This window comes from Streptomyces sp. NPDC058221 (assembly GCF_042882365.1).
In the GTDB taxonomy this organism is placed as follows: Bacteria; Actinomycetota; Actinomycetes; order Streptomycetales; family Streptomycetaceae; genus Streptomyces.
Genome location: NZ_JBHVWF010000059.1, coordinates 22,271 through 45,629, shown reverse-complemented (window position 1 = coordinate 45,629; position 23,359 = coordinate 22,271). Strand labels below are relative to the sequence as shown.

Here is a 23,359-nt window from a genome sequence, read left to right as displayed (position 1 = left end):
GCTACCCCACCCCGGGCGGGGCCCCCCCCCCCGGCGGGGGGTACGGGCCACAGCCGCAGGAAGGTCGGGAGGTCAGGCCGGAACCGGCACCCGCTCCGACTCGCTCTCGGGCACCTCGGCGTCGTCGACCGGGGAGGACGAGGCCGAGTTGTACGCATCGTGGTCGAGGATCTTCTCGCGGGCCGCGACGATCACCGGGACCAGCGCCTGGCCGGCCACGTTCGTCGCGGTCCTCATCATGTCCAGGATCGGGTCGATGGCCATCAGCAGGCCGACGCCCTCCAGGGGGAGGCCCAGCGTCGACAGCGTCAGGGTCAGCATGACCGTGGCGCCGGTGAGGCCGGCGGTGGCCGCCGAGCCGATCACCGAGACGAACGCGATCAGGATGTAGTCACCGACGCCCAGCTGGACGTCGAAGATCTGCGCGATGAAGATCGCGGCCAGCGCCGGGTAGATCGCGGCGCAGCCGTCCATCTTGGTCGTCGCACCGAACGGGACCGAGAAGGAGGCGTACTCCTTCGGGACGCCGAGGCGCTCGGTGACCTGCTGGGTGACCGGCATGGTGCCGACCGAGGAGCGCGAGACGAAGCCCAGCTGGATCGCGGGCCAGGCGCCCTTGAAGAACTGCAGCGGGCTGACCTTGGCGACCGTGGCGAGGAGCAGCGGGTAGACGCCGAACATCACCAGGGCGCAGCCGATGTAGACGTCGGCGGTGAACGTCGCGTACTTGCCGATCAGGTCCCAGCCGTAGTCGGCGATGGCGTAGCCGATGAGGCCGATGGTGCCGATGGGGGCGAGGCGGATGACCCACCACAGGGCCTTCTGGAGGAGCTCCAGGATGGCTTCGCTGAGGTTGAGGATCGGCTGGGCCTTCTCGCCGAGCTGCAGAGCGGCGATACCGGCGACGGCGGCCATGAAGACGATCTGGAGGACGTTCAGCTCGGTGAACGGGGTGATCACGTTCTCCGGGATGATGCCGGTCAGGAAGTCGAGCCAGGAGCCGGCCTGCTCCGGGGCCTGGCCGTCCTTGGGCGTGAGGCCGGTGCCGGAGCCCGGGTTGGTGATCAGGCCGATCGCGAGGCCGATGGCGACCGCGATCAGTGAGGTGATCATGAACCAGAGGACGGTGCGTCCGGCCAGCCGGGCTGCGTTGTTGACCTTGCGCAGGTTGGTGATCGACACCAGGATCGCGAAGAAGACGAGGGGCGCGACGGCCAGCTTCAGCAGCTGGACGAAGATGTGGCCGACCTTGTCGAGCGTGGTGTAGAGCCAGTTGATGTCCTGGCTGCGGGCGAGCCAGCCCAGCAGCACACCGAGGACGAGACCGGCGACGATCTGGGCCCAGAACGGGACCTTGGGTATGCGGAAACCGGAGCCGGAGGGCTTACCGGCGGTGGCGGACGCGGGGTTCGCGGACACGGACACACTCCAGATGTGACGCATCGGGACGCACGGGGACGGTGTGCGTTGCGGGGACGGGGGTGCGGCGCCCGCGTCAGGGGCGGCGCCGCTGTGATGCCGTTATCAGACGTTGCGGCAACAGACCGCGGACATACAGCGGCAGAGATCGACATGCAGGCGCTCCACGAGCGGGATGCTCGCGGCAGGACTGAGGCGCACAGCTGTCTTCATGTCGAACACGTTAACACTTGAACTTTGAGAAGCTCAAAGGTCTTCTTTGGGTCCGGGTCGGCCCCGGATCACCCCCGCGTCGCGGGCGGTCGCCCCCAACTGGCCCTGAAAGCGCGAAAACCCCAGTACAGGAGCGTTCGCTCAAGTGCTGGGGTTTCGAGAAGAATTGGGGTGGGTGTGAGGTAGCTTACATTTCCCTTACTGGGTGACGCTGTCCTCACGGGTCCGGTTCGCATCGAGACGGGCCTTGGTCCGGTCGACCGTGGAGACGATCTGCTCGGACATCTCGTCGCGCTGCTTGCGCAGCAGGACGTAACTGAGGGGCGCCGACAGCACGAGGGCGAGCAGGATGACCCAGATGAGGTTCGAGCCGCCCGCGCCGGAGGGCAGCAGTCCGAAGTTGACGGCCACGGCGGCGAGCGCGAAGCAGCCGACGAAGATACTGAGCCGCATGGCGGTGTACCGGATCATTGCGCTCGGCTTTGCAGCGGACACAGCTCGCCTTCTCTCTACGTGACAGTCCTGCCCGTCCAGTGAAGCATGCCCCATAACCGATCAGTTCGGAGGGTTCCTCCAAGCGCTGCCCGGCAGGCCCGCCGTCCGCTCTCAGCCGAGCGGCAGCAGCATGATGACGTCGTCCCGGTCGTCCCCGTCGGCCACCCGGATCCCTCCCGGCACCCGCCCGACCTCCTTGTAGCCGCAGGAGGCGTAGAAGCGGTCGGCGCCCGTGCCGCCGCGGCAGGTGAGGCGGATGGCCTCCACGCCCTCGATGGTGCGGGCGGCGTCGGCGGCCGCGGCCATCAGGGCGCGGCCGTATCCGCGACCCTGGTGACGGGGGTGGACCATCACCGTGTACGCCCAGACCCAGTGCGCCATCAGCCGGTGCGTGTTGAGCGCGAGGAAGGCCGTTGCGGCGACGGCACCCTCCTCGTCGTAGCCGACGAGGAGCCGGGTGCGCCCCTCGGCCATGGCGGTGAGGTGCTTGACCAGATCGGGCCGGACGTCCTCGACCGAGACGGGCGGTACAAAGCCCACCGCGCCGCCCGCGTTGGACACATCGGCCCAGAGTGCGGCGACACCGTCCCGCAGGGGCCTGTCGAAGGAGGGGTCCAGTTCAAAAGTAAGCGCCATATAGGCAGATTAACTATTACTCACCCGACCCTCAAGCCCCGTCCGGAACGCGAGAAAGCTCCGGCCGGGGACGGCGGCCGGAGCTTTCGTACAGCGTCACGCGCGCCGGGGCGCGCGCCGGGTCAGACCCGCATCGGCTGCGGCGACTCGCGCCGCTCCGCGTCCGGGCCCGGGTACTCGCGGAGGATCTCGTACCGGGTGTTGCGCTCGACGGGCCGGAAGCCCGCGTCGCGGATCAGGTCCAGCAGATCCTCGCGGCCGAGCTTGTTCGGCGTGCCGTAGTTGTCCGCGTCGTGCGTGATCTTGTACTCGACGACCGAGCCGTCCATGTCGTCCGCACCGTGCTGGAGCGCGAGCTGGGCGGTCTGCACACCGTGCATCACCCAGAACACCTTGACGTGCGGGACGTTGTCGAAGAGGAGCCGGGAGACCGCGAAGGTCTTCAGCGCCTCCGCACCCGTCGCCATCGTCGTCCGCGCCTGGAGCTTGTTGCGGATCTTGCCGTCCTTCATGTCCACGAAGTCGTGCTGGTAGCGCAGCGGGATGAAGACCTGGAAACCGCCGGTCTCGTCCTGGAGCTCACGCAGCCGCAGCACGTGGTCGACGCGGTGACGGGGCTCCTCGATGTGCCCGTACAGCATCGTCGCCGGGGTCTTGAGACCCTTCTCGTGCGCGAGCCGGTGGATGCGCGACCAGTCCTCCCAGTGGGTGGCGTGGTCGACGATGTGCTGACGGACCTCCCAGTCGAAGATCTCCGCACCGCCGCCGGTCAGCGACTCCAGACCGGCCTCGATGAGCTCGTCGAGGATCTCGGAGGCGCCGAGCCCGGAGATGGTCTCGAAGTGGTGGATCTCGGTGGCGGTGAACGCCTTGAGGGAGACCTCGGGCAGCGCTTCCTTCAGCGCGCTCAGCGAGCGCGGGTAGTAGCGCCACGGGAGGGTGGGGTGCAGCCCGTTGACGATGTGCAGCTCGGTGAGGTTCTCGCCCTGCATCGCCTTCGCGAGGCGGACGGCCTCCTCGATGCGCATCGTGTACGCGTCCTTCTCGCCCGGCTTGCGCTGGAACGAGCAGTACGCACACGACGCGGTGCACACGTTGGTCATGTTGAGGTGACGGTTGACGTTGAAGTGGACCACGTCGCCGTTCTTGCGCGTACGCACCTCATGGGCCAGACCGCCGAGCCACGCCAGGTCGTCGGACTCGTAGAGCGCGATCCCGTCCTCGCGGGTCAGCCGCTCGCCGGCCCGGACCTTCTGCTCCAGCTCGCGCTTGAGTCCCGCGTCCACTAGGGCGCCTCCCATTTCTCTACGTAACAGACTTCGCTCACCGTACTCCCCCGCCCGACGCGGCCGGTGGACCCCCCGTCAGCCCTCCTCGGGCAGCTCACCGACCCGGTTCTCCCACTTGGTGGACAGCACGATCGTGGTCCGGGTCCTGGAGACACCCCTGGTGCCGCTGAGCCGGCGGATGGTCTTCTCCAGACCGTCCACGTCCCCGACGCGCACCTTGAGCATGTAGGAGTCGTCACCCGCGATGAACCAGGCGTCCTCGATCTCGGCGAGGTCCTTGAGCCGGTGCGCGACGTCCTCGTGGTCCGCGGCGTCGGAGAGCGAGATGCCGATCAGTGCGGTGACCCCGAGGCCGAGCGAGGCCGCGTCGACGGTGGCGCGGTAGCCGGTGATGACACCGGCGGTTTCCAGCCGGTTGATGCGGTCGGTGACGCTGGGCCCGGAGAGCCCCACGAGCCGTCCCAGCTCGGCGTACGAGGCCCTGCCGTTCTCCCTGAGGGCCTGGATGAGCTGCCTGTCCACCGCGTCCATGTGACTGGAACCTTCCATTATTCAGCAGTATCGCGAGTCTACGTGTAGAATCTAAGGCATGCAGGCTTCAGAGCCTGTAAATCTTCCCGAACATCCAAAAAATGCTTTCGAATCTTCAGGAGTGAAAACACCGTGTACACGATCGAGATGGCCTACGCCCGGATGCGCGAGCTGCAGGACATGGCCAACCGCTCGCGTGCCCATCAGCCCGCCGCTGCCCACCGGGTCGACAAGACCCGCAACCCGCGCGCAGCCAAGAAGCGCTGACCCCGGCCGGATCAGCCACGGGAGCCGCCACCGAGCTCTCCCTCCCAGCGGCGGTACAGCCGGTGCGGCACCCCCGCCGCGTCCAGCACCCGCCCCGCGACGAAATCCACCAGATCCTGGATGTGCGTCGCACCCGCGTAGAACGCCGGAGAGGCGGGCAGCACGACCGCGCCCGCCTCGTCCAGGGCCACCAGATGCTTCAGCGTCTGACCGCTGAGCGGAGTCTCGCGCACCGCGACGACCAGCTTCCGCCGCTCCTTGAGCGTCACGCTCGCGGCCCGCTGCAGCAGATCCTTCGAGAGCCCCAGCGCCACCCCCGCCACACACGCCGTCGAGGCCGGGACGATCAGCATCCCCTTCACCGGATACGAACCCGACGACGGCCCGGCGGCCAGATCACCGGCCGGCCAGTGACGTACACCGGACACGTCCACATCGAAGGTGTGCGGCTTCCCGTCCGCGCCCCGCGCCAGCCAGCCGCGCAGGTCCTCCTGCCAGTGCGCGTCACGGAAGGCGATCCCGGTCTCGTCCAGCAGGGTCAGCCGCGAGGCCCGGCTCACCACCAGATCGACGCTCTCCCCCGCAGCCAGCAGACCGCGCAGCACCGCAGCGGCGAATGGTGTACCCGAAGCGCCCGAAACCCCGACAATCCAAGGCTGTCGCTGGTGCTGACTCACTGAAATCCCGGAATCCACAGACCCGAGCCTATCCGGCACCCGCCGGCCGGAACCGAGCCAGGGCCTCCGTACGTTCCGAGGGATGAGGGGGGTGTGGTCATGACCGTCATGGAGACACGGACCGGAGCCCGGGCCCTGCTGGCCGGCGCGCTCATGCTGGGCTGGGTCGGGCTGCTCTGGGTGCTGGAGGCCGTCGACCTCGCGACCGGCCACAGCCTGGACAGCCACGGCATCAGCCCGCGCGAACCGGGCGAACTGCTCGACATCGTGCCCGCCGCCTTCCTGCACAGCGGCTGGGAACACGTCGCGTCCAACAGTCTCCCGCTGCTGGTTCTCGGCTTCATCGCCGCGCTCGGCGGGCTGCGCCGCTTCGCCGGCGTGGTGCTCACCGTGATCGTGGTCGGCGGCCTCGGCGTCTGGCTCACCGCCCCGGCGAACACGGTCACGCTCGGCGCGTCGGGCGTGGTCTTCGGCCTCTTCGGCTACCTGCTGATCCGCGGCTTCGTCGACCGCCGCCCGCTCGACGTGGTCGTCGGCCTGGTCGTCGCCGCGGTCTACGGCTCGCTGCTCCTGGGCGTCCTGCCGACCGACTCGGGCGTCAGCTGGCAGGGACACCTCTTCGGCCTGATCGGCGGAGCGGTGGCCGCGTTCGTCCTGCGCCGGAGCACGCCCAGGCCGCTCAGACCGTCAGGCCCCGCACCAGCAGGTCAAGCAGTGCGCACGCGAACAGAGCGATTCCGATGAACCCGTTGACCGAGAAGAAGGCCCGGTTCAGCCGCGACAGATCGTGCGGCCGCACCACCCGGTGCTCGTACACGAAGGCCACGGCGACGATCACCATGCCGATCCAGTAGAAGAGCCCCGCATCGGTGGCCAGTCCGAACCAGACCAGCAGACCGGTCGTCACCGCGTGGCAGACCCGCGCCCCCCACAGCGCGGCCGGAATACCGAAGCGCGCCGGGAAGGACAGCACCCCGTGGGCCCGGTCGGCCTGCACGTCCTGGCAGGCGAAGATCAGATCGAAGCCACCGATCCAGATGCCGACGGCAAGGCCCAGGATCACCGCGTCCCACGACCAGCTCCCGGTCACCGCCAGCCAGGCCCCGATCGGCCCCATGGCCTGGGCGATCCCCAGAATCGCGTGCGGGTAGTTCGTGAACCGCTTCCCGTACGGATAGACCACCATCGGGACGACCGCGAGCGGCGCGAGTGCCAGACAGAGCGGGTTCAGCAGCGCCGCCGCACCGAGGAAGACGACGACGGCGACGAGCGCCCCCGTCCACGCCGACTTCACCGACACCGCACCCGTCACCAGCTCACGGCCCGCGGTACGCGGGTTACGGGCGTCGATCTCCCGGTCGATGATCCGGTTCGCGGCCATCGCGAAGGTGCGCAGACCGACCATGGCCACGGTGACCAGCAGCAGCGTGACCCAGTGGATCGACCCGTCGTCCAGGAACATCGCGGTCAGGGCGGCGATGAACGCGAAGGGCAGCGCGAAGACCGAGTGCTCGATCATCACGAGCCGCAGGAACGCCTTGACCCTGCTGTTCGGTTGCGCGGGGCCGGAGCCCAGAGTCGCTTCGGCGGCGCTCACAGTCCGTATTCCTTCCACCGGCGGTCGACCTTCGCCGCCGTGTCCGGGTCGGACTCGACCATGTCAGGCCAGCCCCCGTCCCGGGTGTAACCCTCCTCGGGCCACTTCTTCGTCGCGTCGATACCCGCCTTGCCGCCCCAGAACTGCTGGTAGGAGGCGTGGTCGAGATGGTCGACGGGCCCCTCGGCGACGGTGAGATCCCGCGCGTAGTCGGTGTTCCCGAGCGCGCGCCAGGACACCTCGTGCAGATCGTGGACGTCGCAGTCGGAGTCCACGACGACGATCAGCTTGGTCAGCGACATCATGTGCGCGCCCCAGATGGCACTCATCACCTTCTGGGCGTGCTTGGGGTACTTCTTGTCGATCGAGACGATCGCACAGTTGTGGAAGCCACCGGACTCGGGCAGGTGGTAGTCCACGATGTCCGGCACGATGATCTTGAGCAGGGGCAGGAAGAACCGCTCGGTGGCCCGCCCCAGCGGCCCGTCCTCAGTCGGCGGCCGGCCCACCACGATCGACTGGAGCAGCGGGCGCCTGCGCATCGTCACGCAGTCGATGGTCAGCGCGGGGAACTGCTCCTGCGGCGTGTAGAAGCCGGTGTGATCGCCGAACGGCCCCTCGGGCAGCGTCTCGCCGGGCTCCAGCCATCCTTCGATGACGACCTCGGCGTTGGCCGGGACCTGGAGCGGGACGGTCTTGCAGTCGACCATCTCGATGCGCTTGCCCTGGATGAACCCGGCGAAGAGGTACTCGTCGATGTCCCCGGGCAGCGGTGCGGTGGAGGCGTACGTCACCGCGGGCGGCGCCCCGAACGCGATGGCGACCGGCAGCCGCTCACCGCGCCTGGCCGCCACCTGGTAGTGGTTGCGGCTGTCCTTGTGGATCTGCCAGTGCATCCCGATGGTGCGGCGGTCGTGGCGCTGGAGCCGGTAGAGCCCCAGGTTCCGGACGCCGGTCTCGGGGTGCTTGGTGTGCGTGAGCCCGAGGTTGAAGAACGAGCCGCCGTCCTTGGGCCAGGTGAACAGCGCGGGCAGCTGGTCCAGATCCACGTCGTCGCCGGTGAGGACGACCTCCTGCACCGGGGCGTTCTCCGCCTTCACCTTCTTCGGCGGCACGTGGACCATCGTCCCGAGCTTCCCGAAGGCCTCCCGGACCCCGACGAAGCCGTGCGGCAGCTCCGGCTTGAGCAGGCCGCCGATCTTGTCGCTGATGTCCGCGTACGACTTCAGCCCGAGCGCCTTGAGGAGCCGCTTGTCGGTGCCGAACACGTTCATGGCCAGGGGCATCGAGGAGCCCTTGACGTTCTCGAAGAGCAGCGCGGGCCCGCCGGCCTTGTTCACCCGGTCGACGATCTCACCGACCTCCAGGTAGGGGTCGACCTCGGCCTTGATGCGCTTGAGCTCGCCCTCGCGCTCCAGAGCCCGGAGGAGGGATCGAAGATCGTCGTAAGCCATGCCTCCCAGTATCGGCCACCGGTTACCCTGGGCCCGTCACCGGGGCGGGACATTGCCCCGCCAACTCTCCTCTGGGGGACTTTTCCACCATGCTCCGGGCCCTGATCTATCTCCTGCCGCTGGCGCTGACGATCTACGCGTTCATCGACTGCCTGAACACCCCGGAGGCCGAGGTCAAGCACCTGCCGAAGGTCGGCTGGGTCTTCATCATCCTGCTGTTCTGGGTCGTCGGCCCGATCGTGTGGCTGGCCGCGGGCAAGGTGCGCGCGGCGTCCGCCGGGGGCCCCTCCGGCCGGCGCGGCCGGTGGGTGGCGCCGGACGACAACCCCGACTTCCTCAACTCGCTCAAGGACGAGAAGAAGGACGAGAAGAAGAACGACGAGGCGAAGAAGGACGAGTCGCACCTTGAGGACTGGGAGGCGGACCTGCGCCGCCGGGAGGACGAGCTGAAGCGGCGCGAGAGCGGGCCGGAGGCGCCGCCCGCTTCGTAGCGCGGGTTGAAGCGCGGGGGCGGATCACGCGTACAGGAGCTGCCCCAGCCGGTTGAGCAGGGGCAGCAGTGCCGAGCGCTCCTCGGGTGTGAGCGCTTCGAGTGCGCCGTGCACGGCGCGCATCTCGGCGCGGATCGTGTGGGCGAGTGCGGTGCCCTCGGGGGTGCGGCTCGCGACCTTGGAGCGGCGGTCGCCGGGGGCGGGGGCCCTGCCGACCAGGCCGCGGGTCTCCATGCGGCTGATGAGGCCGGTGGCGTTCGACGCGTCGCAGACCAGATGGGCGGCGAGTGCGCTCATCGGCATGGGCTCGTTGAGTGCGATCAGCGCGCGTGCCTGGGAGGTGGACAGGCCGTGGCGGGCGGCGACGGCGGTGAGGTCGTCGTGGTGGCCGCGGACGACGACGGCCAGCGGCTCCAGGAGGTCGTCCGGGGCCGGGGCGGCTCGATCGTCCGGAGCAGTGACGGCGCGGGGCGTCGGTTCGGTGGTCATGGTCGGCCATTCTTCGATCGGCGTCCGCCGACTTTTATTTGACATGCTCAACTGTTGGCAGTTACATGGACTGAATTGCTTGAGCATATCAAGTTCTGTGCCGGAGGCGCCGCGTTTCCCTCGCACGCATTCGACCAGGCCCGCATTTCGCCCGCCCGCAGGGAGTACCCCCCATGCCCTCCGTACTGTTCGTTCTCACCGGCGCCGACCACTGGACGCTCAACGACGGCACCACCCACCCCACCGGGTTCTGGGCCGAGGAGCTGGCCGCGCCGCACCGGGTCTTCACCGGGGCCGGATACGCCGTCACGCTCGCCACGCCCGGAGGCGTCACCCCCACCGTCGACGCGGGAAGCCTGACGGCCGCCGCCAACGGCGGGCAGGAACGGGCCGACGCGGTCGCCGCGTACCTCGACTCGATCCGCCCCGAGCTCGCCGCACCGGCCCGGCTGGAGGACATCCACCCGGACCGCTACGACGCCATGTTCTACCCCGGCGGCCACGGGCCCATGGAGGACCTGGCCGTGAGCGAGCTCTCCGGGCGGCTGCTGACCACCGCGCTCGACTCCGGCACCCGGCTCGGCGTCCTGTGCCACGCGCCCGCCGCGCTGCTCGCCGCCCGCCGCGAGGACGGCGGCTGGCCGTTCGCCGGCTACCGCATGACCGGGTTCAGCAACGCCGAGGAGACCATCGGCGGGCTCGCCGACAAGGCGCCCTGGCTGCTGGAGGACCGGCTCACCGAGCTGGGCGCCGACTACACCGCCGCTGCCCCCTTCACCCCGCACACCGTCACCGACCGCACCCTGCACACGGGCCAGAACCCGGCCTCCTCCGAGCAGCTGGCTCGCGAGATCGTCGCCGCGCCGGCCCCCGTCGAGTCCCCGGCCGAGACCGTCGACCGCCTGCGCACCACCTTCCGCACCGGCCGCACCAAGAGCCTCGACTGGCGCACGGACCAGCTCCGCCGGCTGCGGGCGCTGCTCACCGAACGCGGCGACGAGCTCGCGGACGCCCTCCGTGCCGACCTCGGCAAGAGCCGCAAGGAGGCGTACCGCACCGAGATCGACTTCACGATCCGGGAGATCGACCACACGCTGGAGCGCCTGGCCGACTGGCTGCGGCCCGAGCCCGCCCCCGTACCGGCCTCGCTGGGCGGGGCGAAGGCGCACACCGTGCAGGACCCGCTCGGCGTCGTCCTGGTCATCGCGCCCTGGAACTACCCGCTGCAGCTGCTGCTCGCCCCGCTCGCCGGTGCGCTGGCCGCGGGCAACGCCGTGGTGGCCAAGCCGAGCGAGCTGGCGCCCGCGACCTCCGCCGCCGTGGCCCGGCTGCTGCCGCGCTATCTGGACCGGGACGCGGTCGCCGTCGTCGAGGGGGCGATCCCGGAGACGACCGCGCTGCTCTCCGAGCACTTCGACCACATCTTCTACACCGGCAACGGCACGGTCGGCCGGATCGTGATGGCCGCCGCGGCGAAGAACCTCACGCCGGTGACGCTCGAACTGGGCGGCAAGTCGCCGGTGTTCGTGGACCGTGGCACGGACCTGCCCAAGGTCGCGGGCCGGCTCGCGGCCGGGAAGTTCCTCAACGCGGGCCAGACGTGTGTCGCCCCCGACTACGTGCTGACCGACCCGGAGACCGCCGCCGCCCTCGCGGACGCGCTGGCCACCGCAGTCGAGGGCCTCTACGGGGCGGACGCCTCGACGCACCCGGAGTACGGCCGGATCGTCAACCGGCGCCACTTCGACCGGCTGACGGGCCTGCTCGGCTCCGGCCGCACGGTGACCGGCGGGACGCACGACCGGGACAGCAAGTACATCGCCCCGACCGTGCTGGCCGACGTGGCACCGGACGCGCCCGTGATGCGGGAGGAGATCTTCGGCCCGGTGCTGCCGATCGTCACGGTCGACGGTCTCGACGGGGCGATCGCGTTCATCAACGACCGCGACAAGCCGCTCGCGCTGTACGCGTTCACCGATTCGGACTCCGTACGCGAACGGCTGGTCGCCGAGACGTCGTCGGGGGCCGTCGGGATCGGGCTGCCGCTGGCCCATCTGACCGTGTCGGACCTGCCGTTCGGCGGGGTCGGTGAGAGCGGCATGGGCAACTACCACGGCCGGTACTCGCTGGAGACGTTCAGCCACCGCAAGGCGGTCCTGGACACTCCGATGCCCTCCTGAGCACGGCCGGCCGGGATGCCGCACCCGCTCACAGCCCGGCCGCGTACTCCTCGCGCAGTCCCGCCCAGCGCACCGGCGTCCACTTCGACCAGTCGGCGGGGTAGCCCAGCAGGGCGTCCACGAGGTAGCCGAAGTGGTCGTGCCATCCGGCGAGGCAGTCCAGCCGCAGGGTGTCGTCGCCGCGGAACTCGTTGGTGAACCGCAGCAGCACATGGTCGCCGCGCGGGGGTTCCAGGTGGAAGCGCATCCGGCCGTGCAGACCGTCCACGGTGTACTCGGCGATCCGCTCGACGTCCCATGCGGTGACGGTGCCGGAGGCGGTCGTGGCCTGCCCGACCGGTGCGGTGTTCAGCCAGGTCAGCGTGATGGCCCCGCCCATGTGCGGTTCGAAGGGGTCGGCTGCGGCCAGCCACTGCGGCAGCCCATCGGAACTGGCAACGGCTGCCCACACCCGCGGGACGGGGTGGGGCAGCCGGAGGGTGAACCGCAGAGTCTGCAGGTCACCGTGGGTCTCGCTGGTACCGGGCTCGATCACGGGCGTCGCATCGGTCATGGTTCCAGCGTGACCCGGCGGGGCGCGATCCGCACCCGTGCCGTGGGATCTCAGACGCCGGCGTAGGAGTGCTTGCCGGTGACGAAGATGTTCACGCCGTAGTAGTTGAAGATCCAGCAGCCGAAGGCGATCAGCGCCAGGTAGGCGGCCTTGCGGCCCTTCCAGCCGGCGGTGGCGCGGGCGTGCAGGTAGCAGGCGTACGCGACCCAGGTGATGAAGGACCAGACCTCCTTGGGGTCCCAGCCCCAGTAGCGGCCCCAGGCGTCGCCCGCCCAGATCGCGCCCGCGATGATCGTGAACGTCCACAGCGGGAAGACGGCGGCGTTGATCCGGTACGAGAACTTGTCGAGGCTCGACGCGGAGGGCAGCCGGGAGAGCACGGACTCGGCGAACGCGCCGGGCTGCCTTCCGTTGGCGATCTTGCTCTCGTAGCTGTCGCGGAAGAGGTACATCAGGGTGCCGGCGCCACCGATGAAGAACACGGCGCCGCAGATGATCGCGGTGGAGACGTGGATCCAGAGCCAGTACGAGTGCAGTGCGGGCACCAGCTGGTCGCTGGAGGTGTACAGCACGGTGGTCGCGATGCCGAGGTCCAGCAGGACGACGGTGACCAGGATCAGGCCCATCCAGCGGACGTTCTTCTTCAGCGCGAGCAGGATCAGGTACGCGCCGACCGCCACCACGGAGAAGGTGATGGAGAACTCGTACATGTTGCCCCAGGGGGCACGCTGCACGGACATCGCCCGGGCGACGACCCCGCCGGCCTGGACGAGGAAGGCGAGGACGGTCATGGAGACCGCGATCCGCCCGTAGAGGTCGCCCTTGAAGGTGCCGCCGGCGGCGCCGGGTCCGTCCGGGACGTCGCGGGTGCCGGCCGCGGAGCGGGTGACGATCTTCGGCCGCTCCAGTACGGCGGTGGTCCCGCCCTTCTGCGCGACCTGGACCTTCACCGTGCCGGCGGTGGCGGCTTCCTCGGTGGTCAGCGCCGCGGCGGTGCGGCCGACCTTGCTGCGGCTGCCGAACACCCACTCCGCGATGTGCGCGAAGAAGGCCAGTGTGTAGACGGCCATCGACGAATAGATCAGCACATTGCTGGTGTGTGCCAGATTCTCGTTGGTTGCGGCGGCGAGATTCACTTCTCAGCCCCTTCGGAGGGTTCTGCGGAGGACGCGTCGACGGCGTCGGGGTCCTGATCGGTGTCGGGGTCGTTGTCCGGGTCGGGCGCCATGGGCGCCACGGCGTTGAGCGTGACCGCGAGATCGGCCAGCTCCTCGGGAAGCTTCGCGGACTCGCTGCGGCCGAGTCCTGCCATTTCGACGACGGTGACGCCGTCGCTGCCACGTACGGCCCGGACCCAGACCCGGCGCCGCTGGATGAACAGGGAGCCGGCGAGACCGGCGATGGCGCCGATGGCACCGGTGAGCGCCCAGCCGCTGGCGGGCTGCTCCGAGATCTGGAAGCTGGCCCACTCGTCGATGCCCTCGAAGGTGATCGAGCCGGCACCGCCGGGCAGCTTCATCGTCTCGCCGACGAGCAGCCGCTGCTTGAGCTGCTTGCCCTTGGAGTCCTTGAACTCCTTCATCTTGGTCTTGTCCAGCTGGTACACGTTCTGCGGGAGTCCGGAGTCGACGCCGAGCGAGCCGTGGTAGCCGTTGAGCGCCAGGACCGGCATGTCGGCGGCCGGGAACTGGGAGAACATCGTGCCCTTGCCGCTGCCGGCGAAGGTCGGCACGAAGAAGGCCTGGAAGCCCAGCTGGTCCTTCTTGCCGTTCTTGTCGCGGTAGCCGTCCATCACCTTGATCGCACCGCTGGAGGTGACGTTGTTGTCGAGGGGCAGCAGCGGCACCGCGTTGCGGTAGACCTCCTTGCCCCGGCCGTCCTTGACGGAGACGACGGGCGCGTAGCCGTGGGCGTTGAGGTAGACCTTGGTGCCGTCGACGACCAGCGGGTCGTTGACCTTGATGACGGACTTCTTCGACTTGCCGTAGGCGCCCTCGGAGTACGTCACGTGCGCCTCGTAGGTGCGGGGCGTGCCGATCTGCGGTCCGCTGCGCTCGTACGTGCCGACGAAGTTGTCGAGGGTGAAGCTGAAGGGGGCGAGCGAGTCCTTGTCGAAGAGCGACCCGGACTTGAAGTCGTCGTACTGGGTGATCGTGTTGGAGAAGCCGCCGCCCTCGACGATCAGCTTGCCGCCCTCGGACTTGAAGAGCTGTCCCGTGGCGAAGGCCACCAGCATCACGATGAGCGCGATGTGGAACATCAGGTTCCCGGCCTCGCGCAGATAGCCCTTCTCGGCGGCGACCGCGTCCCCGTCGGTGTGGGCGCGGTAGCGGCGCTTGCGCATCATGGCGAGCGCGGCCTCGCGGACCTGCTCGGGCTCGGCCTCGGTGCGCCAGGTGGTGTACGCGGGCAGCCGGGTCAGCCGCTTGGGGGCGCCGGGCGGGCGGCTGCGCAGCTGGCCGATGAACGTGCCGGTGCGCGGCACGATGCAGCCGACGAGCGAGACGAACAGCAGGATGTAGATCGCGGAGAACCACACCGAGCTGTAGACGTCGAAGAACTGGAGCTTCTCGTAGATCGGCGTGACGGCGGTGTGGGCCTTCTTGAAGGTCTCCACCTTGAGTTCGTCGACGCTGTTCTGCGGGATCAGCGAGCCGGGGATGGCGCCGAGTGACAGCAGGAAGAGCAGAATCAGCGCGACCCGCATGGAGGTGAGCTGGCGCCAGAACCAGCGCGCCCAGCCGACGACGCCCATGGCCGGCAGATTCGCCAGGCTCTCCTCGCGCGGGGCGGTGGAGAGCTGTGAGCCGGCCGCGCCGAGTTCACGGGCGGTCTCCCGGTCCCGCTCGGCGCGTACCTCCCGCTCGTCGGGGCGCTCGCGCTCCTGGGAGGGGTTGGACTTGGTGTTGCTCATTGGAACTCAGATCCCCACCGTGAAGCCGTTGGACCAGCCCTGCAATTCCTGCATCATGCTGCCCCACGCGCCGGTCAGCAGGAGCAGCCCGGTCACGATCATCATGCCGCCGCCGATGCGCATGACCCATGCGTAGTGGCGCTTGACCCAGCTGAAGGCGCCGAGTGCCTTGCGGAAGGCGACGGCGGCGAGCACGAAGGGCACGCCGAGGCCGAGGCAGTAGGCGATGGTCAGTATCGCCCCGCGTCCGGCGGTGCCCTGGTCCATCGCGAGGATGCTCACCGAGCTGAGCGTCGGACCGAGGCAGGGTGTCCAGCCGATGCCGAAGAGGGCGCCGAGCAGCGGGGCGCCCACCAGGCCGGACACCGGCTTCTTGTGGATACGGAACTCGCGCTGGGTCATCCAGGGCATCAGGCCCATGAAGAAGACCCCCATCAGGATCATCAGCACGCCGAGGACCTTGGTGAGGATCCCGCTGTTCTCCTGGAGGGTCTGGCCGAAGTAGCCGAAGAGCGCGCCGCCGGAGACGAACACGGCGGTGAAGCCGACGACGAAGAGCGAGGCGCCCGCGACCATCCGGCCGCGTCGCGCGTCCGCCAGGTCCGCGCCGCTGACCCCGGTGACGTAGCTGAGGTAGCCGGGGACGAGCGGCAGGACGCAGGGTGAGAAGAACGAGACGAGCCCTCCGAGGACCGCGAGGGGCAGGGCGGCCAGCAGGGCCCCGCTCAGGACGGTCTCGTTGGTTTCGGCGAGGGTGATCACCTGATCACTTCTCCGTGATCAGCGGGTCGATCATCCGGTGCAGCTTGGTGTCGTCGAGCGCCATGAGGGAGCGGGCGGCGATCTTCCCGTCCCGGTCGATGACGACGGTCGACGGAATGGTCTGCACTTTGAGCATGCCCTTGGGGAAGCGCAGCAGCAGCTTCCCGGTGGGGTCGTAGAAGCTCGGGTACTCGATCCCGAGGTCCTTCTCGAAGCCGGCGGCCGACCCGCGTCGCGCGTCGCCGGTGTTGATGCCGAGGAACTGGACGCCCTGGTCCGCGGTGGCCTTGGCGACCTTGGTGAAGTGCTTGGCCTCCAGCCGGCAGGGCCCGCACCAGGAGCCCCACGCGTTCAGCACGACGACTTTGCCCTTGTAGTCGGCCAGGTCGAGGTGTTTGCCGTCCACGCTCTGCCCGTCGAGCTTCGGAGCGGTGGCGCGGTCACCCTTGTCCACGGTGGAGATCCCGTCGGAGCCCGTGACGAGGTGCGTGTCGCCGACGCCGCCGGACTTGCCGCCCGTTCCGCACGCGCTCAGCGTTGCTGCGAGCGCGACGGCTGCCGCGGGGGCGGCGAGCAGGGTGAAGCGGCGTCGGGATGCGCGGCCATGGCTCATGTGAAAAGTTTCGCATGGCGGTTTCGGGGATCTTGGGCACCCCCCTCGGTGCCCGTAAAGCCCGTTGTCAGGCTTGTTTAAAGAAGGCGTTCCAGCCGCCTGCGGGGGCCTGGCCGACCTCCAGCGTGCGGAGCTTCGCAAGCACGGCCGGGTCCTGGACGTCGAGCCAGTCGACGAACTGGCGGAAGGATACGAGGCGCACGTCCTTCTTCCCCGCGATGTGCTTGAGCGCATCCTCGACCGCATCCATGTAGATGCCGCCGTTCCACTCCTCGAAATGGTTTCCGATGTAGAAGGGGGCGCGGTTCGTCTCGTAGGCCCGCTTGAAACCGTTGATGTAGGACTGGGTGGCCTGTTCGCGCCAGCCGGGATACCGGGACGGCATTCCCTTGGTCGAATTCTTCGACTGGTTGGCCAGGATGTTGTAGTCCATCGAGAGGACCTCGAAGGTGTGGCCGGGGAACGGGATGCCCTGGAGCGGCAGGTCCCAGACGTCCATGCGCTTGGAGGGCCACACCTGTGTGCCGCCGGGCGAGCTGGCGTCGTAGCGCCAGCCGAGCTTCTTCGCCGTGGGAAGCAGATTGTCCTGTCCGAGCAGACAGGGAGCGCGGCCGCCGACGAGTTCCTTGCGGTAGTCGAAAGGCAGCGGATCCTGGTCCGTCCAGCCGGTGTTGGTGCGCCATTCGGTGACGAAGGAGACCGACTGATCGATTTCGCTCTGCCACTGGGAGGGCGTCCACTTCTCGACGGTTCCGGAACCGCTGCAGAAATGCCCGTTGAAGTGGGTGCCGATCTCGTGGCCGTCGTACCAGGCCTGGCGTACGTTCTTCAGCGTCTCCTTGATGTGACCGTCGGTGAGATAACCGATGTCGGATGCGCCTACGGGGTTGTTGGGCGGGCGGTAGAGGGTCTTCTTCGATTCGGGCAGCAGATAGAGCCCGGAGAGGAAGAAGGTCATCGCCGCGTCGTGTTCCTTGGCGAGTTCCAGAAAACGCGGGAACAGCCCGTTGCCGACTTCGCCGGCCCCGTCCCAGGAAAAGATCACGAACTGCGGCGGCTCCTGCCCCGGTTCGAGCGGGACCGGTGCGGCCGGCTGGTGCGGCTGCTTTCCGGTGTCGGCGGTGGAACCGTCCCCGATGGCCCTGACGTCCTTCTTCGCGGACCCGGTCCCCTTGGCTGCCCCGTCGGCACCCTTCTCCCCCTTGGCCGGCCCCGCCCTGCCGGTGTCGGAGGAGTCGGAACTGCAGCCCGCCACCCCGATGGCGGCCGCGGCCCCTAGTCCGGCTCCGAGCAAACCCCTTCGGCTGATGTCACGCATGCGGTTCCCATCTACGGTCGTTTTGCCCTAAGTCCATACAAACTGCCAAAGGCTTAGATGGGCGAAGCAACACGGGGGTTCCCCGAAATAGCACACAATTCTTTGCAGAACCAGACCCCAGCCTTGACCGAACGTAAGTCCGATCAACTTGTTCGCTCAAGTCCGTCCGGCACGCTCAAGTCCGTCCGGCACGCTCAAGCCCGTCCGGCACGCTCAAGCCCGTCCGGCGATTGGGGATAAAACGGTCACCCGAACGAACCCGGGCCCGCCCCCGACCGCAACGGGAACGGACCCGGACCCAAGACCCCCGGACCGGGGTCCGGCTACGCGCCGACCCCCTTGGACGCCCCCTTCACCGGCTTCGCACCGGCCAGCAGATGCGCCGGCACCAGATCCCGCGCCGGCTCCGAGTACCCGACCGACACGATCTTGTCGCCCCGGTACGTGAAGCTGGTCAGCGAGGCGAGCGTGCACTGCCGCTTGCGCGGGTCGTGCCACAGCCGCCGCCGCTCCACGAAGCTCCGCACGATCCAGATCGGCAGCTGATGGCTGACGCACACCGCCTCGTGCCCGCGGGCCGCGTCACGCGCCGCGTCCAGGGCGCCCATCATCCGTACGACCTGCTCGATGTACGGCTCGCCCCAGGACGGCTTGAACGGGTTCGTCAGGTGCTTCCAGTTGTCCGGCTTGCGCAGCGCCCCGTCGCCGACACCGAAGGTCTTGCCCTCGAAGACGTTGGCCGCCTCGATGAGCCGCTCGTCGGTGGCGAGGTCCAGACCGTGCGCCTTGGCGACCGGCGTGGCCGTCTCCTGGGCGCGCTCCAGCGGGGAGGCGACGACGTGCGTGATGTCGCGCTTCTCCAGGTGCTCGGCGACCCGGTCGGCCATCTGCCGGCCGAGCTCGGAGAGGTGGTAGCCGGGACGGCGCCCGTAGAGCACGCCCTCCGGGTTGTGCACCTCTCCGTGGCGCATCAGGTGGACGACGGTGATGTCCTTGCGGTCCGTGCTGTTGCTGCTGGACTCGCTCATGCGGTGGCCTCCGATGCGGCGCGGGCGGCGGCGGGCAGCGCGGCGGCGATCCGCTCGACGGCCCGGGTGTCGTGGGCCGTCGAGACGAACCACGACTCGAACGCCGACGGCGGCAGATAGACGCCCTGCGCCAGCATCGAGTGGAAGAACGGGGTGAAGCGGAAAGCTTCCTGCTGCTTGGCGTCCTCGTAGTTCCGGACGGGCCGGTCCGTGAAGAAGACGGAGAACATGTTGCTCGCCGCCTGCACGGTGTGCGCGACGCCCTCCTTGGCCAGAGCCTCGGTCACCAGCCCCCGGATCTCCGCGGAGACCGCGTCGACCTTCGCGTACGCGGCGTCGTCCAGCAGGCGCAGCTGGGCAAGCCCTGCGGCGGTCGCGACCGGGTTCCCGGAGAGGGTGCCCGCCTGGTAGACCGGGCCGGCCGGGGCCAGGTGCGCCATGACGTCGGCGCGTCCGCCGAAGGCCGCGGCCGGGAAGCCGCCGCCCATCACCTTGCCGAAGGTCATCAGGTCGGGCCGCACCCCGTCGATACCGAACCAGCCGGCCTTCGACGTACGGAAACCGGTCATGACCTCGTCGGAGATGTACAGCGCTCCGTTGGCGGCGCAGAGCTCCTTGAGCCCGGCGTTGAAACCGTCCAGCGGCGGCACCACGCCCATGTTGCCCGGCGACGCCTCGGTGATCACACAGGCGATCTCGCCGGGCTGCGCGGCGAACGCGGCCCGCACGGCCTCCAGGTCGTTGTACGGCACCACGATCGTGTCGCCGGCCTGTGCGCCGGTGACTCCCGGCGTGTCCGGCAGTCCGAAGGTGGCCACCCCGGACCCGGCGGCGGCGAGCAGCGCGTCGACGTGACCGTGGTAACACCCGGCGAACTTCACGATCTTCGCCCGGCCGGTGAATCCGCGGGCGAGGCGGATCGCGGACATCGTCGCCTCGGTGCCGGACGACACGAGTCGCACCTGCTCCACGGGATCGACGCGGGCGACGATCTCCTCGGCGAGCGCGACCTCGCCCTCACCGGGCGTACCGAATGAGGTGCCGCGAGCGACAGCCTCCTGAACTGCGGCGATGACCTCGGGGTGGGAGTGGCCGAGAATCATCGGCCCCCACGAGCACACGAGGTCGACGTACTCACGGCCGTCGGCATCGGTGAGGTACGGACCGGCACCGGACACCATGAAGCGGGGCGTACCGCCCACGGCCCGGAAGGCACGTACCGGAGAGTTCACGCCGCCGGGCGTCACGAGGGACGCGCGGTCGAAAAGCGTCTGCGAAACTGGGGCGTCATAGGGAAAGCTCACACATGCCATGGTGTCAGAGCCACGGACAGTCTTGCGGACAGGTGTTTCACCGCACGCCCGTGGGGGAGGTCACTGACACGATGATCGGGTTGCGCGGCGGGGGCTGTGTCTCCTAGTTAGTAGTCGGGTGGATGAGATATGCATCGCGGTGGCGGAGTGGGCGAAGGGACCGACGACCTGGGGCCCGAGCCTGCCCGGCGAGGGCGGCACCGGCGCGAGGCTGAGCGCAGGCAGGGCATACAGGCCGGTGGTGCGCAGGTGGGCGGCGGAGCCGAAAGCAGGAGTGGTGGCCGGGTGGGGGTGACCTACAAGTACTTCGGGGCACCTGACGGCGCCACTGCCGCACGCGTGCCCGTTTCCATGCGCCCGGAGGAGCTCGGCGGTGACGAGCTGGGCATGGGCGGCATGTTCACCAAGATCAAGCCGGAGACGGTGGCCGCGATGGTGCTCACCGGCATACAGGGCATACCCCTGCACAAGGTCCCGCCGCTGGAGCTGGTCGTCCTGCACCCCGACTACGCGGTGGTCAAGCTCCCGATGACCGTCGTCGACCCGCTGCGCGGCGTCGGCGAGGAGTCGGTGGGTGCCGCCGCCTTCATCTGGTCCACGGTCCCGGACCGCGGCGGTCCTCGTGACGCGTTCAACGTCTACCAACTGCTGCACGAGTGGCAGGACTTCAGCCATCGGCTGCACGACGCCGGGCATCAGGCCTACTGCCTGGTGTGGCCCTGACCGAGGGATTCCCGGGAGACGGGTGGGGTTTTCGGGCCCCTTCCTGACCCTCCGGGCCACCGCCGGGCCCTTCCGGGCCCGTTCCGTGCCGGTGCCGGAGGGAGCCGTTCAGCCGGCCCTGTGCTGCTGCCCTGCGCTGCCCCGTTCCCTCATCGCCGCCCGCCGAACTCCCACCGGTGCACCTCGATCTCGGCGTAGCTGTCCGGGGTGAGGACGGCACGCGCCGTGTCCGGATCCGGAGCGCTGAGCAGCACCGCCGTACCCAGCCAGGTGTCCCCGTCGTCGGACAGCAGCGGTCCGAACGCGATCAGTCCGTCCCGGTCGGGCGGCGGGACGAGATCGGCGGGGAGCCCCGAGCCGAGGCCGAGTACCAGGTACCGGTCGTCACCGGCCGGGCCACCGGGGAACTCCCACATGGTGCGTCCCAGCAGGTTGCGCCACCGGCGCAGCAGCACGTCCCGGTAGGCACCGGCCTGGTAGCAGGGCTCGTCGAAGGCGAACGCACGGGCGGCGGCGGGATCCGGCAGGTCGACGACGTGCACGCTGCCGACGGGCGTTTCGCCGTCGGCAGCGAGGGCCGGGCCGCGGGCGATCAGCTCCTGGGCGTACTGGTCCATGTACGACCAGTGCTCTTCCAGCAGTTCCATGCGCAGGGCGAGGGAGTCGGGGCGGTCGCGGTGGTAGCAGAAGAACTCCATGCCCATGACCTTCTCCGACGGACGGCGGCACCTCAAGGGGCTTTCGCGGCGCGTACGCCCCTGCCCGCGTCGGTTCACACGGTGACGCCGCTGTCCTCGCGCGGTCCAGCCGGATCGGCTTCGTGGGCACGGCCCGCCGGCAGCACGGCGGGGCGGGTGTCCGGCTCACCGGCGGTGGCGCCGCCCGCCGCGCGGCGACGGGCGGCGAAGGCGGTCGCGACGAGGGTGAGTGCGACGGTCCCGGAGAGCGCGGGCCAGTACACGTAACGGTAGTTGGACTCCGGTGCCGTGGGCAGATAGGCGAGGACGTACAGGAGCGAGCTGGCCCCGATGAGCCGGATTTCACGGGCATAGGGGCCGGGCCACCGGCGACGCAGCACGAGCACCAGCGAGACGGCCAGCCAGAACCAGCCCTGGAACAGCATCGGCAGGTCGCGGGCGAATCCGGTCACGTAGTTGCGCAGGGCGGATCTCAGCGTGTCGTTCAGCGGCTCCTTCCGCACGTCGGGGTGCAGCCGGGCGCCGGCGTTGACGTGGGTGCCGTTCCAGAAGACCTGGTTGCTCTGGAAGAGCAGCTTGGTGAAGACGCGGCCCCGGTACTCGGCGTAGCCCTTCCAGTGCCGCGGCATCTGCTGCATCCACATCCGCACGACGACGTCGGCGTGCCGGTCCAGATACGTCACGTCGAACGGCCGGCTCTGGGGGAAGCACTGCAGATAGGCGTCGGACGTGATGTGCCGCTTCTGGCAGGTGTCGGCGGTGGTGACCAGACGGTCACGCAGGTTCGCGCTCGCGCCGGCCTGTTCGGCGGCGGTGCGCATCTGGGCCGGGGTGAGGACGTGGGCGAGATCGTCGACCGGGATCACCGCGTACACACGGGTGGCCAGCGGGGCCGTGACCGCGGAGACAGCGGCGCTGCCGGCGATCAGGACCGCGGCGAAGACACCGGTGGCGGCGAGCCAGCGGCGCCGGCCGGGGGCGGGCCACGCCGCGAGTACCAGCAGGGCGAAGACCGGAATCGCTGCGGGAACACCGTTCTTCCGTACGAGGGCGGCGTACACGAGGAACAGCAGGCCGAGCACCAGCAGGGCCCAGCGGGTCCTGACCCGGCTCCGCGGCAGATCACGCACGGTGAGCGTGATCGCGAAGACCGCGAGGAGCGCGTACGCGAGGTGCACGTCCTTCCACACCACTCCCGTGAGGTTCATGATGTGCGGCGCGAGGCCGACGGCCAGTACCGCGAGGGACAGCCCGCGGCTGCCGGTCTTCTTCCACACCAGCCGGGCGAGGACCCACAGCGTCGCCCACAGCACGGCCGCCTGCACGGCCGCCATGGCCGAGAAGTCCCCCGTGATCCGGATGAGGAGCCGCCACGCGAGTGCCATCACGGGTGGATGCCAGTCGTTCACCGGCTCGTCCCCCAGGGCCTGCCACAGCTGGGTGTTGCTGTCCGAGCTCAGGTACCCGGGGTGGAAGACGGTGGCCACGGCGTATCCGCAGGCCGCCGCGATACCCGCCAGGGACCACGGCCACAGCGTGCCGTCCCTCCAGGCTCTGCGCAGCGCGGTGATCCGACGGCCGAGGATTCCGGACATGTGGGCGGGGCCCTCCCAGCCGATGGCGAAGTGTCACGTTGTCGCTCAACTGCGAGCTGAGAAATCACAGTGAGCGGACAGCGTGGCAGGAATCTATGCGTATC

General features: G+C 69.2%; 24 protein-coding genes. 5 read left to right on the top strand and 19 right to left on the bottom strand.

Annotated features, from left to right (window positions below):
* Nucleotides 1-72: 72 nt before the first annotated feature.
* The 5 genes from ACFVW8_RS20130 to ACFVW8_RS20110 form a co-directional block, all read right to left on the bottom strand.
* The gene (locus ACFVW8_RS20130) at nt 73-1,419 is read right to left on the bottom strand and encodes a dicarboxylate/amino acid:cation symporter (protein ID WP_389691794.1); all 1,347 of its coding nucleotides are present in this window, start codon (nt 1,417-1,419) and stop codon (nt 73-75) included.
* A 411-nt stretch (nt 1,420-1,830) separates the two neighbouring features.
* A complete protein-coding gene (locus ACFVW8_RS20125) occupies nt 1,831-2,085 on the bottom strand; it encodes a DUF4229 domain-containing protein (RefSeq protein ID WP_389691792.1) in 255 nt (84 codons plus the stop codon).
* 153 nt (nt 2,086-2,238) lie between these two features.
* Nucleotides 2,239-2,763 carry a GNAT family N-acetyltransferase gene (locus ACFVW8_RS20120; protein WP_389691790.1) on the bottom strand — a complete coding sequence of 175 codons (525 nt, stop codon included), beginning with the start codon at nt 2,761-2,763 and terminating at the stop codon, nt 2,239-2,241.
* 122 nt (nt 2,764-2,885) lie between these two features.
* Entirely contained in the window at nt 2,886-4,049 is a 1,164-nt protein-coding gene (gene mqnE, locus ACFVW8_RS20115) for an aminofutalosine synthase MqnE (RefSeq protein WP_389691802.1), read from the bottom strand.
* 78 nt (nt 4,050-4,127) lie between these two features.
* Nucleotides 4,128-4,583, bottom strand: a complete 456-nt coding sequence (locus ACFVW8_RS20110; protein WP_363027324.1) for an Lrp/AsnC family transcriptional regulator — start codon at nt 4,581-4,583, stop codon at nt 4,128-4,130.
* 132 nt (nt 4,584-4,715) lie between these two features.
* On the opposite strand from ACFVW8_RS20110, the gene ACFVW8_RS20105 reads away from it, so the two are divergent.
* Complete coding sequence (locus ACFVW8_RS20105) at nt 4,716-4,850, top strand: hypothetical protein (RefSeq protein WP_389691787.1); 135 nt, start codon at nt 4,716-4,718, stop codon at nt 4,848-4,850.
* A gap of 11 nt (nt 4,851-4,861) precedes the next feature.
* On the opposite strand, the gene ACFVW8_RS20100 is transcribed toward ACFVW8_RS20105, so the two are convergent.
* Nucleotides 4,862-5,527, bottom strand: a complete 666-nt coding sequence (locus tag ACFVW8_RS20100) for a UbiX family flavin prenyltransferase (RefSeq protein ID WP_389691785.1) — start codon at nt 5,525-5,527, stop codon at nt 4,862-4,864.
* Between the two features lie 99 nt (nt 5,528-5,626).
* On the opposite strand from ACFVW8_RS20100, the gene ACFVW8_RS20095 reads away from it, so the two are divergent.
* Nucleotides 5,627-6,271, top strand: a complete 645-nt coding sequence (locus ACFVW8_RS20095) for a rhomboid family intramembrane serine protease (protein ID WP_389691783.1) — start codon at nt 5,627-5,629, stop codon at nt 6,269-6,271.
* Here ACFVW8_RS20095 and mqnP read toward each other — a convergent pair.
* Complete coding sequence (mqnP, locus tag ACFVW8_RS20090) at nt 6,207-7,124, bottom strand: menaquinone biosynthesis prenyltransferase MqnP (protein WP_389691781.1); 918 nt, start codon at nt 7,122-7,124, stop codon at nt 6,207-6,209. The two genes, ACFVW8_RS20095 and mqnP, sit on opposite strands and share 65 nt — an antisense overlap.
* Nucleotides 7,121-8,578, bottom strand: coding sequence for a menaquinone biosynthesis decarboxylase (locus ACFVW8_RS20085; RefSeq protein WP_389691779.1), 1,458 nt, complete (start codon nt 8,576-8,578; stop codon nt 7,121-7,123). Before ACFVW8_RS20085 ends, mqnP begins: the two co-directional genes overlap by 4 nt.
* An 89-nt stretch (nt 8,579-8,667) precedes the next feature.
* Here ACFVW8_RS20085 and ACFVW8_RS20080 point away from each other — a divergent pair, with 89 nt between their 5' ends.
* A complete protein-coding gene (locus ACFVW8_RS20080; RefSeq protein WP_389691777.1) occupies nt 8,668-9,069 on the top strand; it encodes a PLD nuclease N-terminal domain-containing protein in 402 nt (133 codons plus the stop codon).
* 24 nt (nt 9,070-9,093) lie between these two features.
* Here ACFVW8_RS20080 and ACFVW8_RS20075 read toward each other — a convergent pair whose 3' ends face one another.
* Nucleotides 9,094-9,558 carry a MarR family winged helix-turn-helix transcriptional regulator gene (locus tag ACFVW8_RS20075; RefSeq protein WP_389691775.1) on the bottom strand — a complete coding sequence of 155 codons (465 nt, stop codon included), beginning with the start codon at nt 9,556-9,558 and terminating at the stop codon, nt 9,094-9,096.
* A 173-nt stretch (nt 9,559-9,731) separates the two neighbouring features.
* Here ACFVW8_RS20075 and ACFVW8_RS20070 point away from each other — a divergent pair, with 173 nt between their 5' ends.
* On the top strand, nt 9,732-11,738 hold the full coding sequence (locus tag ACFVW8_RS20070; protein ID WP_389691773.1) for an aldehyde dehydrogenase family protein: 2,007 nt from the start codon (nt 9,732-9,734) through the stop codon (nt 11,736-11,738).
* 28 nt (nt 11,739-11,766) lie between these two features.
* Here ACFVW8_RS20070 and ACFVW8_RS20065 read toward each other — a convergent pair whose 3' ends face one another.
* From ACFVW8_RS20065 to hemL, 8 genes are all read right to left on the bottom strand, one after another.
* A complete protein-coding gene (locus ACFVW8_RS20065; protein ID WP_389691771.1) occupies nt 11,767-12,291 on the bottom strand; it encodes an SRPBCC domain-containing protein in 525 nt (174 codons plus the stop codon).
* 50 nt (nt 12,292-12,341) lie between these two features.
* Entirely contained in the window at nt 12,342-13,427 is a 1,086-nt protein-coding gene (ccsB, locus tag ACFVW8_RS20060; protein WP_389691769.1) for a c-type cytochrome biogenesis protein CcsB, read from the bottom strand.
* A complete protein-coding gene (locus tag ACFVW8_RS20055) occupies nt 13,424-15,205 on the bottom strand; it encodes a cytochrome c biogenesis protein ResB (protein ID WP_389691767.1) in 1,782 nt (593 codons plus the stop codon). The genes ccsB and ACFVW8_RS20055 overlap by 4 nt, the downstream gene beginning before the upstream one ends.
* Nucleotides 15,206-15,211: 6 nt before the next feature.
* Nucleotides 15,212-15,967, bottom strand: coding sequence for a cytochrome c biogenesis CcdA family protein (locus ACFVW8_RS20050; protein ID WP_389691765.1), 756 nt, complete (start codon nt 15,965-15,967; stop codon nt 15,212-15,214).
* Between the two features lie 4 nt (nt 15,968-15,971).
* Nucleotides 15,972-16,580 (bottom strand): TlpA family protein disulfide reductase, encoded by a 609-nt coding sequence (locus ACFVW8_RS20045; RefSeq protein WP_389691763.1) that lies wholly within the window; start codon nt 16,578-16,580, stop codon nt 15,972-15,974.
* A gap of 67 nt (nt 16,581-16,647) precedes the next feature.
* Nucleotides 16,648-17,898: a hypothetical protein gene (locus ACFVW8_RS20040; protein ID WP_389691761.1), complete on the bottom strand. Its 1,251-nt coding sequence runs from the start codon at nt 17,896-17,898 to the stop codon at nt 16,648-16,650.
* A gap of 323 nt (nt 17,899-18,221) precedes the next feature.
* Nucleotides 18,222-18,926 (bottom strand): histidine phosphatase family protein, encoded by a 705-nt coding sequence (locus ACFVW8_RS20035; RefSeq protein ID WP_389691759.1) that lies wholly within the window; start codon nt 18,924-18,926, stop codon nt 18,222-18,224.
* A complete protein-coding gene (gene hemL, locus ACFVW8_RS20030) occupies nt 18,923-20,239 on the bottom strand; it encodes a glutamate-1-semialdehyde 2,1-aminomutase (RefSeq protein WP_389691757.1) in 1,317 nt (438 codons plus the stop codon). The genes ACFVW8_RS20035 and hemL overlap by 4 nt, the downstream gene beginning before the upstream one ends.
* 129 nt (nt 20,240-20,368) lie before the next feature.
* On the opposite strand from hemL, the gene ACFVW8_RS20025 reads away from it, so the two are divergent.
* Nucleotides 20,369-20,962 (top strand): hypothetical protein, encoded by a 594-nt coding sequence (locus tag ACFVW8_RS20025; RefSeq protein ID WP_389691755.1) that lies wholly within the window; start codon nt 20,369-20,371, stop codon nt 20,960-20,962.
* A gap of 149 nt (nt 20,963-21,111) precedes the next feature.
* Here the strand turns inward: ACFVW8_RS20025 and ACFVW8_RS20020 are convergent, their stop codons facing one another.
* Both ACFVW8_RS20020 and ACFVW8_RS20015 read right to left on the bottom strand, forming a co-directional pair.
* The gene (locus ACFVW8_RS20020; protein WP_389691800.1) at nt 21,112-21,660 is read right to left on the bottom strand and encodes a YciI family protein; all 549 of its coding nucleotides are present in this window, start codon (nt 21,658-21,660) and stop codon (nt 21,112-21,114) included.
* A 74-nt stretch (nt 21,661-21,734) separates the two neighbouring features.
* Nucleotides 21,735-23,255 (bottom strand): hypothetical protein, encoded by a 1,521-nt coding sequence (locus ACFVW8_RS20015; RefSeq protein WP_389691753.1) that lies wholly within the window; start codon nt 23,253-23,255, stop codon nt 21,735-21,737.
* Between the last annotated feature and the right edge of the window lie 104 nt (nt 23,256-23,359).

Excerpts from the sequence above, each read along its gene's own strand:
- ACFVW8_RS20125 (WP_389691792.1), bottom strand. The coding sequence starts at position 2,085 with ATGCGGCTCAGTATCTTCGTCGGCTGCTTCGCGCTCGCCGCCGTGGCC.
- ACFVW8_RS20120 (WP_389691790.1), bottom strand. The coding sequence starts at position 2,763 with ATGGCGCTTACTTTTGAACTGGACCCCTCCTTCGACAGGCCCCTGCGG.
- ACFVW8_RS20110 (WP_363027324.1), bottom strand. The coding sequence starts at position 4,583 with ATGGACGCGGTGGACAGGCAGCTCATCCAGGCCCTCAGGGAGAACGGC.
- ACFVW8_RS20095 (WP_389691783.1), top strand. The coding sequence starts at position 5,627 with ATGACCGTCATGGAGACACGGACCGGAGCCCGGGCCCTGCTGGCCGGC.
- ACFVW8_RS20085 (WP_389691779.1), bottom strand. The coding sequence starts at position 8,578 with ATGGCTTACGACGATCTTCGATCCCTCCTCCGGGCTCTGGAGCGCGAG.
- ACFVW8_RS20080 (WP_389691777.1), top strand. The coding sequence starts at position 8,668 with ATGCTCCGGGCCCTGATCTATCTCCTGCCGCTGGCGCTGACGATCTAC.
- ACFVW8_RS20075 (WP_389691775.1), bottom strand. The coding sequence starts at position 9,558 with ATGACCACCGAACCGACGCCCCGCGCCGTCACTGCTCCGGACGATCGA.
- ACFVW8_RS20070 (WP_389691773.1), top strand. The coding sequence starts at position 9,732 with ATGCCCTCCGTACTGTTCGTTCTCACCGGCGCCGACCACTGGACGCTC.
- ACFVW8_RS20065 (WP_389691771.1), bottom strand. The coding sequence starts at position 12,291 with ATGACCGATGCGACGCCCGTGATCGAGCCCGGTACCAGCGAGACCCAC.
- ACFVW8_RS20055 (WP_389691767.1), bottom strand. The coding sequence starts at position 15,205 with ATGAGCAACACCAAGTCCAACCCCTCCCAGGAGCGCGAGCGCCCCGAC.
- ACFVW8_RS20045 (WP_389691763.1), bottom strand. The coding sequence starts at position 16,580 with ATGAGCCATGGCCGCGCATCCCGACGCCGCTTCACCCTGCTCGCCGCC.
- ACFVW8_RS20040 (WP_389691761.1), bottom strand. The coding sequence starts at position 17,898 with ATGCGTGACATCAGCCGAAGGGGTTTGCTCGGAGCCGGACTAGGGGCC.
- ACFVW8_RS20035 (WP_389691759.1), bottom strand. The coding sequence starts at position 18,926 with ATGAGCGAGTCCAGCAGCAACAGCACGGACCGCAAGGACATCACCGTC.
- hemL (WP_389691757.1), bottom strand. The coding sequence starts at position 20,239 with ATGGCATGTGTGAGCTTTCCCTATGACGCCCCAGTTTCGCAGACGCTT.
- ACFVW8_RS20025 (WP_389691755.1), top strand. The coding sequence starts at position 20,369 with ATGCATCGCGGTGGCGGAGTGGGCGAAGGGACCGACGACCTGGGGCCC.
- ACFVW8_RS20020 (WP_389691800.1), bottom strand. The coding sequence starts at position 21,660 with ATGGAGTTCTTCTGCTACCACCGCGACCGCCCCGACTCCCTCGCCCTG.
- ACFVW8_RS20015 (WP_389691753.1), bottom strand. The coding sequence starts at position 23,255 with ATGTCCGGAATCCTCGGCCGTCGGATCACCGCGCTGCGCAGAGCCTGG.